This is a genomic window from Arthrobacter sp. TmtSoilC79 (assembly GCF_059739405.1).
Genome location: NZ_AP046051.1, coordinates 156,424 through 170,861, shown reverse-complemented (window position 1 = coordinate 170,861; position 14,438 = coordinate 156,424). Strand labels below are relative to the sequence as shown.

Genomic DNA, 14,438 nt, shown 5'->3' with positions numbered 1-14,438 from the left:
CGCCTGCATGACAACAATCGGAATCATCGGAGCAGGACACATTGGCAGCCAGATCGCGCGCAAAGCCGTGGAACTGGGCTACGACGTCGTCATCAGCAATTCACGGGGACCTGAAACCCTCGGTGAACTGGTGGCAGAACTGGGACCGCGGGCCCGTGCCGCCACGCCGGGTGAGGCAGCAGCGGCAGGCGATTTCGCCGTCGTGACCGTTCCCCTCAAGAACTATCAGGACATCCCGGTAGAGCCGCTCGAGGGCAAGATCGTCATCGACACCAACAACTATTACTGGGAGCGCGATGGCCGCATTCCGGAGCTGGACAACGGCCAAGCCACCACCTCCGGCCTGCTCCAGAAGCATCTCCCGACGTCCAAGGTGGCCAAGGGCTTCAACCACATTTTCGCCAAGGACATCACTACCGACGGCACCCCTGCAGGCACGCCCAACCGTCGGGCGCTGGCCACCGCGAGCGACTTCCCGGACGCCGCCGGGCTCGTCACCAAGCTCTACGACGAATTCGGTTTCGACACCGTCAACGTTGGCCCCCTGGAAGACAGCTGGCGCGTTGAACGCGACCGTCCCGCGTATGTCGTCCGGCAGACCGCCGTCGAGCTTCAGGACAACCTCGCCAAGGCGAGCCGCACCGTCTAACCCTCACGCACGACGGCGGGGCGCGGCCGACGCTCCCGCGTCGCCCTGCGATGGGCTGCTGCGCGGCACGCCGGCCCGAAAAAGGGGCCGAAAACAGTGTCACGAATCGGGCCGTGGGCGCACTTTATGGGTGGCTGCTTCCTTAGGTGCTTGGCGCATCGAGCACCTGGGGAAGCAGCTGCATCGCCAGCGCCCCGACCCGAGGAGTCCCATGTCCACCAAGATTTCAAACTGGCCCGCAGCAACTCCCCTGTGGGTGGACCTGGGCGTGGACCACCCCGAAGCGGCGAAGGCGTTCTATGCAGACCTGTTCGGCTGGGAATTTGTGTCCGGCGGACAGGAAGCCGGGGGCTATCAATTGGCCCAGCTGAGGGGCCGCGCCGTGGCGGGAATGGGGCCCAAACAGGATCCCGGCACGCCTACGTCCTGGACGACGTTCCTGGCCTCGGACGATGTTGACCTCACGGCCAAGAAAATCGTCGCATCCGGAGGGCAGCTGCTTGCCGAGCCCTTTGATGTCAACCAATCCGGCCGGATGGCCCTTGCCGCAGACAGTTCTGGTGCAACGTTCGGCGTGTGGCAGGCCGGCACCCACATCGGCGCTGAACGCGTCAATGAGCATGGGGCCCTCTGCTGGAACGAACTCCATACACGGGACTACTCCGCAGCCCGGTCCTTCTACGCGGAGGTCTTTGACGTCAGCTACCAGGACGTTAGTGAAGAAGGCCTTGTCTACTCCACGATCCGCCGGCCCTTCGATGGCCGGGAAGTGGGCGGAGTGCATCATGACACCGCACTTCCCGATCACACCCCCAACCACTGGATGACGTGGTTCGCCAGCGATTACGTTGCCGGAACAGCCACCCGGGCAGTAGAGCTCGGGGCCACCCTCCTTGGCCCCGTGGAAGAGAACGCACTGGGCCGGATGGTAGTGGTCCGGGGACCGCAAGGCGAAGTGTTCGGCGTCATTGATGCCCCACGGACCAGCGACTAATCAGGCCGCCGCAGGATCCAGCGCTTCTGCGATGATCTCGTGTGCATGGGCTGCGGCCAGGGGTGCTGCCAGGCGGTGAACTGCCTGGAACGTCCTGCGGACCGCGGGCCCATGCCACTCCGGCGGGAGGTAGTCGGTGGGCAGGTTGGGGTCCCGGTAAGGGAACTTCCTCCACATTGTCAGCATGGGAATGTAGTAACGGAAAGCGTCGCGCCGCAGCTCTTCCGTGGACTCTGCCAGGGCCCTTTCAGGATCGTCGCCGACCCTTTGCGTCCACTGCTGTTCCGCACCCTCATACAGCCCAAGGAACTCGGTAAATTGTTCGTCAAGTTCCTTGAGATCCCACCATTCGGAGATTTTGGGCCGCATGGGGCCATCAAAAACGTAGTCGCTCCGGAACAGGTCCACGAACTCAATCAGCCCGCCGGCAGTGAGCCGTTCGCGGGCTTGCTCCAGCTTGTGGGCCGGCGCGATCCACACACCGTTGGCCACTGAACCGAACCCCAGCGCCAGCAATGCGGAGCGCAGCTGGTGCCGGCGGTTGCGCATGGACTCAGGCACCGAAAAGACGGCAAGCACCCAGGTATCAACCGGGGCGGGCTGCTCCGGGGCAAAGATGCGCTTGTCACCTTCACGGAACACATCGCTGACGGACTCGGAAATCTTGTACTTGGCGATCCCGCCTTCGCGGACGCTCTTGAGCACGCCCTTCGCCTTGAGCCTTGAAACCGACGACCTCACGCCCGGCGCGTCATAGCCGAGCGAGCCCAGCATGGAGATCAGCGCAGAAACCGGCAAGGCATCGCCCGCGTTCCGGCCGTAGAGGCCGAAGATCGTAACGAGCAACTGCTGGTGGCGCACCGGGGGTGCCGGAACGACGAACATCTGGAGAGCCTCATTTCCGCGCCCTCATCAGGCGCCAGTCCAGTTCATCATAGGTTCGGCCAACGTCCCCATCGAGTCGGCGCCATCAACCGTGCGAGCGGCCACGGCCCCGCCGCACCAACAGGTGCCCCGTCGCACCAACAGGTGCCCCACCGCGCGAACGGGTGGCCCCGCCTTAGTAAGCATGCTTACTATAGAACTACGCTGTTTTGGGGCCCCGCGGCCTCGAAGGGTCCTTTCCGTATCAACGATAGGAAGCACATCATGGCAGGAAATCTTGTAGCCCGTTCCATTCACGACCTCACCGCCGCAGCATGGTTCGGCGGCTCGCTGATGGGGGCCATCGGACTCAATGGTGCCGCTGCAGAGGCAAAAGACCCCACCGAGCGGACCCGCCTTTCAAGCAAGGGCTGGGGCAAGTGGGCGCCGATCCAGACCGCGGCTTTCGCTGGGCACCTGGCGGCGGACCTGGCCATTGCATGGGAAAACAAGGGCCGGATCGCCAAGCAGGACAGTGTTGCGGCCAACACCGTCTACAAGACAGCCGTGACCCTGGCAGGCGCTGCCGTCACCCTGTACGCAGGCATTGTGGGCAAGAAAGTGGACGAACTCTCCGGTGAAGGGGCCGAGGGTGCAACCGAACCGCGCGCCGGGGCATCGGAGGAGCTGAAGGCCGCCCAAACGCAGCTGAAAGCACTCCAGTGGGCCATTCCCGCATTCGCCGGCTGGGTCATCATCCTCGGCGCCAAGCATGGCGAGATGCAGCGTCCCAAGAACATCCTCAAGGGCCTGCGCTAGAAGCCCCACACCCTCAGACGCCGGGATGGCAGTTGATGACAGTCCCAGAGCTCGACATTGTCATTAACTGCCATCCCGGCGGAGGGGGGCTAACTTTCCTGCCCAGCCCTGACCGCCCGGATCAGATGCTCCGGCCAAGGCTGCGCAGAAGTGGTCCCCTGGGGGACGTGCACGGTGGTGACCGTCCCGTAAGCGGCAACCTCACCGGCGTCGGACGTTACCTCGAAAGCCATGGTCATGGAGGTCCGGCCCAGCGCCTGGATCTTCACCATGGCGGTAACGCGCTGGCCGAACCACAGCTTGGCCTTGTAGTTGATCACTTGCTGGACCCGGGGAGCGTTGGGAAAATAATCCGGCAAGTCCAGCATGCGGAAGAGTTCGGCTTCGGCGGCCTCAACCCAGCGCAGGATGGCTGAATTGTGCTGGTGTCCGGAGGCGTCGGTGTCCACCCACTCCACCGTTCGCTCGACGCTCGCCTCCGGAAACCTGTCCATGACCACTCCTAGCGGGCACCGACGGCGGCGTCGTCAGGATCGACGTCGATGGCGGCAATGGGCACCTCAGGTTGCGGCTTGGGAATCATCGCCACAGCACCCGCGGCCAGCACGGCAATGCCGGCGAAGATCGCGAAGTTGGCCTCGAATGGAAGCTTGGAGCCTGCGATCCAGCCACCAATCAACGGTCCGGAGATGGCACCCAGCCGGGCGAAGCTCAACGCCCAACCCGTCGCCGTGCCGCGGACCTTGGCCGGGTAGTAGTCGGCGATGTATCCGGTGAGGACCAGCGAGGTGGAGATGGAACCGACACCGGCGAAGGCGACGAACAGCAGGTTGACCACCATGGTGTTCGGGAAGACCAGCAGCATGATGCCCAGGCCGCCCAGGATGTAGAACACCACCAGGATGAGCTTCTTGCCGTACTTGTCCGCAGCGCGACCCAGGAGCAGGCCGCCGATGGCTGATGCAAGGCTGAAGACCAGGAGGAACGTCAGGGAAGAGCCGAGGTCGTAGCCGGCCTTCTTCATGATGCTCGGCAGCCAGGTGTTCAGGCCATAGACCAGGACCAGGCCGCAGAAGAGCGAGATCCAGAAGAACACGGTAGAGCGCAGGTACTTGCGGGAGAACATGGTGGTGATGGTTTTCCACCACGGGTCCGTTTGGACACCGGCAACAGGAGCGGCGGGAACCACCGGCGTGTAGTTGGCGATGTTCAGTTTGCCGGCCAAGGCCTTGGCCTCCGCCTTCCGCCCCTTCGATTCCAGGAATTCCAAGGACTCCGGCAGGAACTTCCAGATGATGGGAAGCAGAACCACGGGGGCAGCACCGATGGCGATGACTGCACGCCATCCGCCCACGGGCAAGACAAACAGGGCAGCGAGGGCGGCAGCCACAATTCCCAGCGAGTATCCGGAGTACATGAGGCCGTAGTTGTAGGACCGCTTGTTCGGTGCCGAATATTCGATGGTCAGGGCCGCTGCCACCGGGATGACTCCACCCATGCCCAGCCCGCCGATCAGACGGAAGATTCCGAACAGTTCCGGGGTAGGTGCCCACGCTGCGCCGGCTTGGGTAATCGTGAAGATCACCATGGAAGCCAGGAGCATCTTTTTGCGGCCCACGAGGTCGCTGAGGGTACCGATGAACAGTGCTCCGATAAGCATGCCGATCAAGGCATATGAGCCGAGGCCGCCGAGAGCCAGCGGGCTGAGGTTCCATTCCTTGTATTCGGCGAGAGCGGGGAGGATGGCTCCCAGGACGCCGACGTCGTAGCCTTCGGCCAGGATGGCAAGCCAGCAGCAGAAGAGGACCACTCCGGTGGTCTTCTTGGGCACGTTCCAGTCGTTGACCGGTGCGGTGGCCATGGCTACTTCACCAAAACCGATGCGGCGGCGGACTCGGGAGTCCAGCGAAGGTGGGTGTTGGCCTCTTCGATTTCCGCTTCCTTGAGCAAGGACAAGCGCGGACGAACGGCGTCAGTGCGGGAGCTCGGTGGCTTCCGGCGGCCTGCCCGGAACTGCGGGATCCACTCGGCACCGGGGCCCTGGTATTCCTGCTCAGCGGCAGCGTGCAGGGTCCATTGGGGATCGTAGAGGTGCGTACGGCCAAGGGCGATCAGGTCCGCACGGCCGGCGAGCAGGATGGAGTTCACGTCGTCGTAGCTGGAGATGGCGCCGACGGCGATCACGGCCACACCTGCCGGAGCGGCAACTTCCTGACGGATACGGTCGGCGAACGGCGTCTGGTAGCTGCGGCCGTAGGCAGGCTTCTCTTCCTTGGCGACCTGGCCGGTGGAAACATCCAGGCCGGCTGCGCCGTGCTCTACGAAGGCGCGGGCAATGGCCACGGAATCATCGGAAGTGTTGCCACCCTCGATCCAGTCCGTGGCGGAGATGCGTACCGTCACCGGCTTGTCGGCCGGCCAAGCCGCGCGAACGGCGTCGAACACTTCCAGCGGGAACCGCAGCCGGTTCTCCAGGCTGCCGCCGTATTCGTCGGTCCGCTTGTTGGACACCGGCGAAAGGAAGGAGGACAACAGGTAGCCGTGGGCGGCGTGGACTTCCAGAAGGTCGAACCCGGCCTCGTCGGCACGGACTGCGGAAGCAACGAACTCGGCCTTGATGGCGGCCATGCCGGCGCGGTCCAGCTCCACGGGCGTCTGGTTCTGCGGGCTATACGGCAGCGCAGAGGGCCCGACGGCGGTCCAGTTGCCGGACTCGAGCGGCTGGTCGATGCCTTCCCACATAAGCTTGGTGGAGCCCTTGCGACCTGAGTGACCCAACTGTGCGCCGATCTTGGCAGTGGAACGGCCGTGAACGAAGTCCACGATCTCCTTCCAACTGTCACGCTGCTCATCTGTGTAGAGGCCGCTGCAGCCGGGCGTGATGCGGCCGGCTTCGGAGACGCAGACCATTTCGGTCATCACCAGGCCGGCACCGCCGAGGGCTTTGGAACCGAGGTGGACCTTGTGGAAGTCACCGGGAATGCCGTCCGTGGCGGAGTACATGTCCATCGGGGAGACCACGATGCGGTTCTTCAGCTCCAGCCCACCAATGCGGTACGGCTGGAACATGGCCGGGGCCACCTCTGGCAGTCCCTGGGAGGAAGCGAAGCCGCGGTCTACGGCGTCGGCGAACTCGGGATCGCGCAGGCGCAGGTTTTCCTGAGTGATGCGGCGGCTGCGGGTGAGCAGGTTGAACGCAAACTGGGTGGGGTCCTGGTCTTTGTACTGGCCGATGCGCTCGAACCACTCCAAGGACGCCTGGGCCGCACGCTGCGTGGAAGCGACCACGGGCCGGCGCTCAGCCTCATACGCGGCGAGGGCGGACTCAACGTCCGGGTGTTCGTGCAGGCAGGCAGCCAATGCCAGCGAGTCTTCCATAGCCAGCTTGGTACCGGAACCGATGGAGAAGTGGGCTGTATGGGCAGCGTCGCCCAGCAGCACCACGTTGTTGTGGCGCCAGTTCTCGTTCCGGACCGTGGTGAAGTTGATCCATTTGGAGTTGTTGGTGAGAACCTCGTAGCCGTTCAGTTCCTCGGCAAAGATCTCGCGGATCTTGGCGATTGCCTTTTCATCCGAGACGCCGGGAGGGAAGATCTCGTTGGCAGTCTCATCGAAGCCGGCAGCGTGCCACACGTCCTGGTGCATTTCCACAATGAACGTGGAACCCTCATCCGAGTAGGGGTAACCGTGGATTTGCATGACGCCCCACTCGGTTTCCTTCACGAAGAACTTGAAGGCCTCGAACACCTGGTTGGTGCCCAGCCACATGAACTTGTTGGTCCGCGGGTCCAGGTTCGGCTTGAACGAGTCAGCATATTTGGCGCGGATCTGGGAGTTGATGCCGTCCGCTGCAAGTACGAGATCGTAGTTGGCTTCGAGTTCTTCAACGGCCGGGGCCAGGGTGCTGAAGCGCACGTCCACGTTCAGTTCGATGCAGCGGCGCTGGAGCAGTTCCAGCAGTTCCTTGCGGCTCATTGCAGCGAAGCCCTGTCCGCCCACGGTGATCATCTGGTCGCGGAAGTGGATGTCGATGTCCGACCAGCGGGCGAAACGGCGGCTCATGTATTCGGCCACCACGGGATCGGCATTGCCGATGCCGCCGAGCGTCTCATCGGAAAACACGACGCCGAAGCCAAAGGTGTCGCTGGCAGCGTTGCGTTCCCAGAGGGTGATGTCGTGCGAGGGGTCCAACTGCTTCATCAGTGCTGCGAAGTACAGGCCGCCGGGGCCGCCTCCAACGATTGCGATTTTCATGGTGTTGCTCCTTCTCAGGCCTGGCTCTGGCCGGCGGGGGTAAGTTGTTCGTTCTGGCTCGCGTTCGCGCCGGTGTCCTTGGCAAAAAGGCCGTCACGGAGCTTGAAATGCTGGAGTTTTCCGCTGGGATTGCGCGGAAGTTCGTTGACGAAGCGCACGTCCCGGGGGTACTTGTACGGGGCGATGGTCTGCTTCACGAAGTCCTGGATTTCCTTGCGCTTGGTGGCATCGCCGGTGACGCCTTCGCGCAGGACAATGAACGCGCAGACGATGCTGCCGCGCTCCTCGTCCGGAACCCCGATGACCGCGTTCTCCACGACGTCAGGGTGCTGGTCGATGGCCGTTTCAACTTCGGGCGCGCCGATGTTGTAGCCGGAAGAGACGATCATGTTGTCCGAGCGGGCCTGATAGGTGAAGTAGCCGTCCACGTCCATGGAGAACGTGTCTCCGGTGACGTTCCAGCCACGTACAACGTAGTTCGCCTGCCTGGCATCATCCAGGTACCGGCATCCGGTAGGACCAATCACGGCCAGGCGGCCGATGTTGCCGGCGCCGAGCTCATTGCCGTCGTCATCCAGGATGGTGGCCCTGAATCCAGGCACGGCACGGCCGGTGGTTCCGGGCCGGATGTCATCGCCGGCAGCGGAAATGAAGACGTGCAGCATCTCCGTGGCACCGATCCCGTTCACCAACCGCAGACCCGTGGCTTCATGCACGGCGTCCCAGGTTTCCTTGGAAAGGTGCTCGCCGGCAGAAACGGCGATGCGCAGGCCCCGGAGGAGATCTCCTCGCTTCTCTTTCAGGATCGCCCGGTAGGCGGTTGGTGCCGTGAAGAGGATGCTGGCCCCGGCTGCGGCGGCGTGCTCCGCGAGTTCCACAGGACCGGCCTTCTCGGTCAGAAGCGAGGACGCGCCGAACCGGAGCGGGAAGACCACCAGGCCGCCCAGTCCGAACGTGAAGGCCAGGGGCGGGGAACCGGCGAACACGTCATCAGCCGTGGGCTGCAGGATGTAGCGGGCAAAGGTGTCCGCATTGGCCAGGATGTCCCGGTGGAAGTGCATGGTCACCTTCGGCACACCGGTGGTGCCCGACGTCGGACCCAGCAGGGCAACGTCGTCAGCGGCGGTATCCACTGCCGTGAACCGGCCGCTCTTGTGCCCGCAGCGCGAGGCGAGGTCGCCGTCGTCGTCGAATCCATTGCCGGCCCCGTACGTCAGGACCTGTACCTTGACGCCGGCCGTATCGTTCTCAGCCGCAATCGCGAGTTCGTCCACGAACCGGTGGTCGGAAATGGCCACTACCGGCTTGGTGAGGTCGATCAGGGTGGCGACCTCGGTGGAGCGCAGCATGGGCATGGTGGTCACCACTACGGCGCCGGCCTTCAGCACGCCGAGCCAGGCGGCCACGATCCACGGGTTGTTGGGCCCGCGCAGGAGCACGCGGTTGCCGGGGACCACGCCGAGGTCTTCGGTAAGGACCTGGGCCACCTGGTTGGAGCGCTTCTGGAGCTGGCCGTAGGTCCAGACAACGCCGTCCGGGGTCCAGAGGGCGGGGCGATCCGCGCCGAACTGTTCAACAGCGTCGTCGATCAGCACGGCAGCAGCATTGAGCCGCTCCGGGTAGTGGAGTTCGGGGAGGGTGAATTCAAGCGCAGGCCAGGTATCGGCGGGCGGCAGGTGGTCGCGGGTGAACGTGTCCACGTGGGCCGATGGCATCATGCTCATGGCCGGTCCTTTCAGTGGTGCGTCGTTGAAGCTGATGGTTGGGGAGGTGGAAAGTTATCTACGCGCCGGCGCGGATCATGCCTTCTTGGGCCACCGTGGCGAGCAGACGTCCTTGGCGGTCGAAGAAGCGGCCCATGGCAAGGCCCCTGTTGCTCTGACCGGAAATGGCATCCTGGGCGTAGAGCACCCAGTCGTCGGCGCGACCGTCGCGGTGGAACCACATGGAGTGGTCCAGGCTTGCGGTGGCGAGTCCCGGGCTGGACCAATTGAGGCCATTCACCCGGAGCAGTGGCTCCAAAATCGTGTAATCGCACACGTAAGCCAAGGCTGTGCGGTGGAGGTCGGCGTCGTCGGGCAGTGCGTCGAATGCCTTCACCCAGATCGCCTGCTGCGGAACCGATCCACCTTCCAGATCGATATATACCGGACCAGGAATATGGCGCATATCGAAGCTCCGGCCCGTGGACCAGTAGTCAGCGGCTCTGCCGTCGACGCCTTCCAGCGCTTCCGCCGCTGTCCGCAGCGATTCAGGCTCGACGGCGGCAGGGGCCTCAGGCTGGAAGTCCGGTCCGTTCTCGGGAACCTGGAACGAACCCATGGCCGCGTAGACGGGTTTGCCGTTTTGGAAGCCGCGGACGGTACGCGTGGAGTAGCCCCGGCCATCCCGCAGGCGCTCCACTTCGTAGCGGACACTGGAACCAATATCCACCGGACGCATGAAGTAGCTGTGCATCGAGTGCAGAGTCCTGTCAGCATCAACGGACCGCATCATTGCGGCCGCGGCCTGTGCCACCATGTCTCCACCATAGGCTTTTGGCCACGGCACGTACTGTGTGGTCGCTTCATAGGCTTCATCGAAAACTTCAGCCGTTGTGGGCGTCAGTTCAACGGCCTTGAGGAAGGTCTCCGAGGTCAGGGTTCCAGTGATCATGGCTTAGGCCCGGCGGTAGTCGGCGAGGGTTTCGTCGGCCACGTCTTCGAGGTTGACCACCAGGTTCTCCGGCGTGCGTGCCGTCAGCCAGACGAGCTCCTCGGTGACGGACATGTTGGCTTCAACGTGGGGCATGAACGGCGGCACGAAAACCCAGTCGCCGGCCTTCATGTCCAGGAATTCGGAGTAGTTCTCGCCGAAGTAGATCCGGCCGTGCCCCCGGAGTACGTAGCCACCCGTTTCGGCCTCGCCATGGTGGTGCGGGAGTGAGCGGTACCCGGGGGTGTTGGATACCTGGCCGAACCAGATCTTGGTTGCCGGAGTGTGCTGGATGCTCACTCCGGAGACGCGGATGCAGTCGCCGGACTGGGCAGTGTTGGTGTCTTCCGCGCCGGCACGGGTGACGACGGGGACAACCTTGCCGTCGGCCTGGGCGTAGATGGAGTTGTCGCCTTCGAGGACGTATTCGGTGGTGCTCTGGCTCATGGGGTTCTCCTTCGGTGTGGTTCTAGGCGTTTTTAGGCGCTTGCCGGGATTGACGCGTGGATGCGGAACTGGTTTTCCAAACGCCCGATCCCGTCGATTTCGGTAGTCAGGACATCCCCGTCCTTGAGGAAGCGTGGCGGGGTCATCCCCATGCCCACTCCCCCGGGCGTTCCCGTCAGGACGAGGTCGCCGGGACGCAGGACGGTGAACTGGGAGATGTAGGACAGCAACTGGGCCGGGCCGAACACCAAGGTGCTGGTGTTTCCCTGCTGCACGAGCTCGCCATTGACGTAGCCGCGGACCTCGAAGTGTTCTCCCGCTTCATCGGCGGTGACCATGACCGGGCCCACAGGGGTGCTGCCGTCCCAGGCTTTGCCTTGGAACCATTGCAGCGTCCGGCTCTGCCAATCGCGCATGGAAACATCGTTGGCCACGGTGTATCCGGCAATTGCCGCACGGGCTTGGTCTTCATCCGCCCGGTACAGCTCGGAACCCACGACGACGGCCAGCTCGGCTTCCCAGTCGACACGGTCGCTGCCCTGGACTTCCACGGCGTCGTTGGCTCCCACCAAGGTGTCCGCGTACTTGGCGAACAGCGTGGGGTACTCCGGCAGGTCCCGGCCCATTTCCTGGATGTGGTCACCGTAGTTCAGGCCACAGCAGATGACTTTGCCGGCGCGGGGAAGGAGGGGCGCAAGCACGGCTTCACCGGCGGCGATGACCCTCTGCTCCTTGGATGCCGCGGCCTCCGTCACCACTATCCGCCATTCCGGCTGGGCCAGGAGGGCCCCGACGTCGGTGGCGGGCAGCGTGAGGTAGGAATCGGCGCCCGTGGCGAGCGCCGCCGTCGTACCTCCGTTGGCCGTGCGCAAGGTGGCGAGTTTCATGTGGGGGTTCCCTTCGAGTTTTACGATGTGTCGACTTTTTTACGATCGTCACATATGCTCAACGTAGCACGGCGGAAATGATCTGCACAGAGGCTTTCCAAAAGTTTTTGCAGTTGCCACAACGAGGAGGAACAGCATGAGCCACACAACAATCAACCCGGAATCGCTGGCCAAACCATCCGGCTACGCACACGGCATTCTTGCCGGGAACACCGTGTTCCTGGGCGGGCAGACCGCTCTGGACAAGAACATGAACATCGTTCCCGGCGGCATCGTGGAACAGTTCACGCAGGCGTTCTCCAACGTCATCACCACCCTGCGCGAGGCCGGCGGACAGCCTGAAGACCTGGTCAACGTGACCATCTACCTCACGGACGTGGACGACTACATGGCCAACGGCCGCGAAATCGGACGCATCTGGCGTGAAATGGCCGGCTCGCAGTATCCGGCCATGGCTGGCATCGGGGTCACACGGCTGTGGCAGAAAGAGGCCCTGATCGAAATCCAGGGCATCGCGGTGATTCCCGAGCGCTAAAGACTCTGGCACCTGCGGCGCGCATGGGGAAGCATGTCCCTATGGGAACCGTCACCGAATATCTGGAGAGCGTCTCTGCCGGCAATCGCGGCATTCTTGAGCGGATTGTGGGGATCGCCCGCGAGCTCGCGCCCGACGCCGAAGAAGGCGTCAGCTACGGGATGCCCGCGCTGCTGGTTGATGGCAAGGGCTTGGTGAGCGTGCTCGAAACAAAGAAACACCTGGCCCTGTACCCGTTCAGCGGGCAGATCCTGCCGGAGATGTCGGAGGAGCTTGGCGGCTATTCGTGGTCGCCGGGGACGCTGCGGTTCTCGGCAGACAACCCCGTGCCCGACTCGATGGTGCGGCGGATCCTGGAGACACGGCTGGCGGCGATCCGGAAGTAGCCCCCGGCTGACCGACAGACTCGGGTGGGTTAGTGCTTGGCGGACACGTCCTGAGAGATCGCGTTGGCCGTGGCCACCACTTCCTGCCGGACGGCGTCGAGGTACACGTCTGGGTCTGGCTGGGCTGCGACGGCCTGGGCCTGCAGGGACACGTTTATTGCGGCAACATTGTCGCCGTTGTTGTGGTTCCACACCGGCGCCGCGATGGACATCAGGCCGATTTCCAGCTCCTGGTCCAGCAGGCACCAGCCTTGCGCACGGACATGCTCGACGGCGGCCCTCAAGTCGGGCACGCTGGCCACGGTTCGCGGCGTGATCGGGGTGAGTTCCGCCGTCGAAAGGTAGGCCTCAAACTTGGCGTGGGGCAATCCGGCGAGCAGGACGCGCCCCATGGACGTTGCGTACGCCGGGAAGCGGGTGCCCACGGTGATGCCGACGTTCATGATCCGGCGGGTGGCGACGCGGGCAACGTAGAAGATGTCCGGACCGTCCAGGACCGCGGCCGACGTCGACTCCCCCAGCTTCAGGCTGAGCTGCTCCAAGTGGGGCTGGGCGAGCTGGGGCAGGGACAGCGCGGAGAGATACGAGTAGCCAAGCTGCAGCACCTTGGCCGTGAGCGCGAACGTCTTGCCGTCAGTACGGACGTAGCCCAGCTCAACCAAGGTATGCAGGAATCTCCGGGCCGTTGCGCGGGTCAGGTCCGTGCGGGCTGCGACTTCGCTGAGCGTCATCACCGGGTTGCTTGCGTCAAAGGCCCGGATCACAGCGAGACCCCGAGCCAGCGACTGGACGTACTGGTCGCTGGCCTGTGGGGTAACTGCGGAGTCGGTCATGGTTTCCAATCCTAGATTGCGTTGCGGGGCCCACTCTGCACGCTTAGCGAGCGAAATACCCTGCAGAACAGGCCCCACAACGAGAAGGGACCCAACGTGCGGGGCCTACTCTGCGCCCCAAACCCGGGATCACGCACGCAAACCGGGCCCCACAACGCGAAGGGACCCAACGTTGCGGGGCCCATTCCGCACGCTCAGCGCGCAAAATACCCTGCAAACCAGGCCCCACAACGGGGAGGCCCAACGTTGCGAGGCCCACTCCGCACGCTCAGCGCGCAAAATACCCTGCAGAACGGGCCTCACAACGGGGAGGGACCCAACTTGCGAGGCCCACTCCTCACGCTTAGCCCGCAAAATACCCTGCAGAACGGGCCCCACAACGCGAAGGGACCCAACGTGCGGGGCCTACTCTGCCTTCTTCAGCGGCAGCGGTACGAGCTCCTGGATTTCCTCGAAAGTGCAGCCGAACGTCTCGCGGACGGTGACGCCGTCGGGTCCTGTCAGGAACACAGCCTTGTCCGTGTACACGCGGGTGACGCAGCCGACGCCAGTGAGCGGGTAGGTGCACTGTTCCACGAGCTTGGACACGCCCTCGCGCGTCAGCAAAGTCATCATCACAAACACGTCCTTGGCGCCGGTGGCCAGGTCCATGGCACCTCCGACGGCGGGGATGGCGTCGGGCGCTCCGGTGTGCCAGTTGGCGAGGTCACCCGTTGCGGAAACCTGGAAGGCGCCGAGCACGCAGATGTCCAGGTGCCCGCCGCGCATGATCGCGAACGAGTCGGCGTGGTGGAAGTACGAGGCCCCGGGAAGCTCCGTGACGGGGATCTTCCCAGCATTGATTAAGTCACCATCGACGTCATCCCCAACGGCGGCCGGGCCCATCCCGAGCATCCCGTTCTCCGTGTGGAGCGTGATGTTCTGTTCCTCGGTGAGGTAGTTGGACACCAATGTTGGCTGGCCGATGCCCAGGTTCACGAAGGAGCCAGGGACGATGTCGCGGGCCACCAGCTGGGCGAGTTCGTCGCGGCCCAGCGGCTTTTCGGAGGTCTGGAGGCTGGTTTGGGTGCTCATGA

At 63.9% G+C, this 14,438-nt stretch carries 15 protein-coding genes; 5 read left to right on the top strand and 10 right to left on the bottom strand.

Annotated elements, in window-relative coordinates:
• Nucleotides 1-7: 7 nt before the first annotated feature.
• Nucleotides 8-649 carry an NADPH-dependent F420 reductase gene (locus AC6JA3_RS00830; RefSeq protein WP_026541154.1) on the top strand — a complete coding sequence of 214 codons (642 nt, stop codon included), beginning with the start codon at nucleotides 8-10 and terminating at the stop codon, nucleotides 647-649.
• A gap of 211 nt (nucleotides 650-860) precedes the next feature.
• Nucleotides 861-1,643, top strand: a complete 783-nt coding sequence (locus AC6JA3_RS00825; protein WP_026547706.1) for a VOC family protein — start codon at nucleotides 861-863, stop codon at nucleotides 1,641-1,643.
• Here the strand turns inward: AC6JA3_RS00825 and AC6JA3_RS00820 are convergent, their stop codons facing one another.
• Entirely contained in the window at nucleotides 1,644-2,528 is an 885-nt protein-coding gene (locus tag AC6JA3_RS00820; protein ID WP_026541152.1) for a PaaX family transcriptional regulator, read from the bottom strand.
• A 264-nt stretch (nucleotides 2,529-2,792) separates the two neighbouring features.
• Between AC6JA3_RS00820 and AC6JA3_RS00815 the strand changes: the two genes are divergently transcribed.
• On the top strand, nucleotides 2,793-3,326 hold the full coding sequence (locus tag AC6JA3_RS00815) for a hypothetical protein (protein ID WP_497919842.1): 534 nt from the start codon (nucleotides 2,793-2,795) through the stop codon (nucleotides 3,324-3,326).
• A gap of 89 nt (nucleotides 3,327-3,415) precedes the next feature.
• Here the strand turns inward: AC6JA3_RS00815 and AC6JA3_RS00810 are convergent, their stop codons facing one another.
• Genes AC6JA3_RS00810 through AC6JA3_RS00780 form a run of 7 tightly spaced genes read right to left on the bottom strand, consistent with a single transcriptional unit; the run spans nucleotide 3,416 to nucleotide 11,608 of the window.
• Nucleotides 3,416-3,820, bottom strand: coding sequence for an acyl-CoA thioesterase (locus AC6JA3_RS00810; protein ID WP_026541150.1), 405 nt, complete (start codon nucleotides 3,818-3,820; stop codon nucleotides 3,416-3,418).
• 8 nt (nucleotides 3,821-3,828) lie between these two features.
• Nucleotides 3,829-5,187: an MFS transporter gene (locus tag AC6JA3_RS00805; protein ID WP_026547707.1), complete on the bottom strand. Its 1,359-nt coding sequence runs from the start codon at nucleotides 5,185-5,187 to the stop codon at nucleotides 3,829-3,831.
• 2 nt (nucleotides 5,188-5,189) lie between these two features.
• On the bottom strand, nucleotides 5,190-7,580 hold the full coding sequence (locus tag AC6JA3_RS00800) for a bifunctional salicylyl-CoA 5-hydroxylase/oxidoreductase (protein ID WP_497919840.1): 2,391 nt from the start codon (nucleotides 7,578-7,580) through the stop codon (nucleotides 5,190-5,192).
• A gap of 14 nt (nucleotides 7,581-7,594) precedes the next feature.
• Nucleotides 7,595-9,304 (bottom strand): AMP-binding protein, encoded by a 1,710-nt coding sequence (locus tag AC6JA3_RS00795; protein ID WP_026547709.1) that lies wholly within the window; start codon nucleotides 9,302-9,304, stop codon nucleotides 7,595-7,597.
• A 58-nt stretch (nucleotides 9,305-9,362) separates the two neighbouring features.
• On the bottom strand, nucleotides 9,363-10,235 hold the full coding sequence (locus AC6JA3_RS00790) for an acyl-CoA thioesterase (protein WP_497919839.1): 873 nt from the start codon (nucleotides 10,233-10,235) through the stop codon (nucleotides 9,363-9,365).
• 3 nt (nucleotides 10,236-10,238) lie between these two features.
• A complete protein-coding gene (locus tag AC6JA3_RS00785; protein ID WP_026541145.1) occupies nucleotides 10,239-10,721 on the bottom strand; it encodes a cupin domain-containing protein in 483 nt (160 codons plus the stop codon).
• 32 nt (nucleotides 10,722-10,753) lie between these two features.
• Complete coding sequence (locus AC6JA3_RS00780; protein ID WP_497919838.1) at nucleotides 10,754-11,608, bottom strand: fumarylacetoacetate hydrolase family protein; 855 nt, start codon at nucleotides 11,606-11,608, stop codon at nucleotides 10,754-10,756.
• 136 nt (nucleotides 11,609-11,744) lie between these two features.
• Here AC6JA3_RS00780 and AC6JA3_RS00775 point away from each other — a divergent pair, with 136 nt between their 5' ends.
• Nucleotides 11,745-12,143 (top strand): RidA family protein, encoded by a 399-nt coding sequence (locus AC6JA3_RS00775; RefSeq protein WP_026541143.1) that lies wholly within the window; start codon nucleotides 11,745-11,747, stop codon nucleotides 12,141-12,143.
• 41 nt (nucleotides 12,144-12,184) lie between these two features.
• Nucleotides 12,185-12,529 carry an iron chaperone gene (locus AC6JA3_RS00770; RefSeq protein WP_026541142.1) on the top strand — a complete coding sequence of 115 codons (345 nt, stop codon included), beginning with the start codon at nucleotides 12,185-12,187 and terminating at the stop codon, nucleotides 12,527-12,529.
• 29 nt (nucleotides 12,530-12,558) lie between these two features.
• Here AC6JA3_RS00770 and AC6JA3_RS00765 read toward each other — a convergent pair whose 3' ends face one another.
• The gene (locus AC6JA3_RS00765; protein ID WP_497919837.1) at nucleotides 12,559-13,362 is read right to left on the bottom strand and encodes an IclR family transcriptional regulator domain-containing protein; all 804 of its coding nucleotides are present in this window, start codon (nucleotides 13,360-13,362) and stop codon (nucleotides 12,559-12,561) included.
• 405 nt (nucleotides 13,363-13,767) lie between these two features.
• Entirely contained in the window at nucleotides 13,768-14,436 is a 669-nt protein-coding gene (locus tag AC6JA3_RS00760; RefSeq protein ID WP_026547713.1) for a 3-oxoacid CoA-transferase subunit B, read from the bottom strand.
• Nucleotides 14,437-14,438 lie beyond the last annotated feature (2 nt).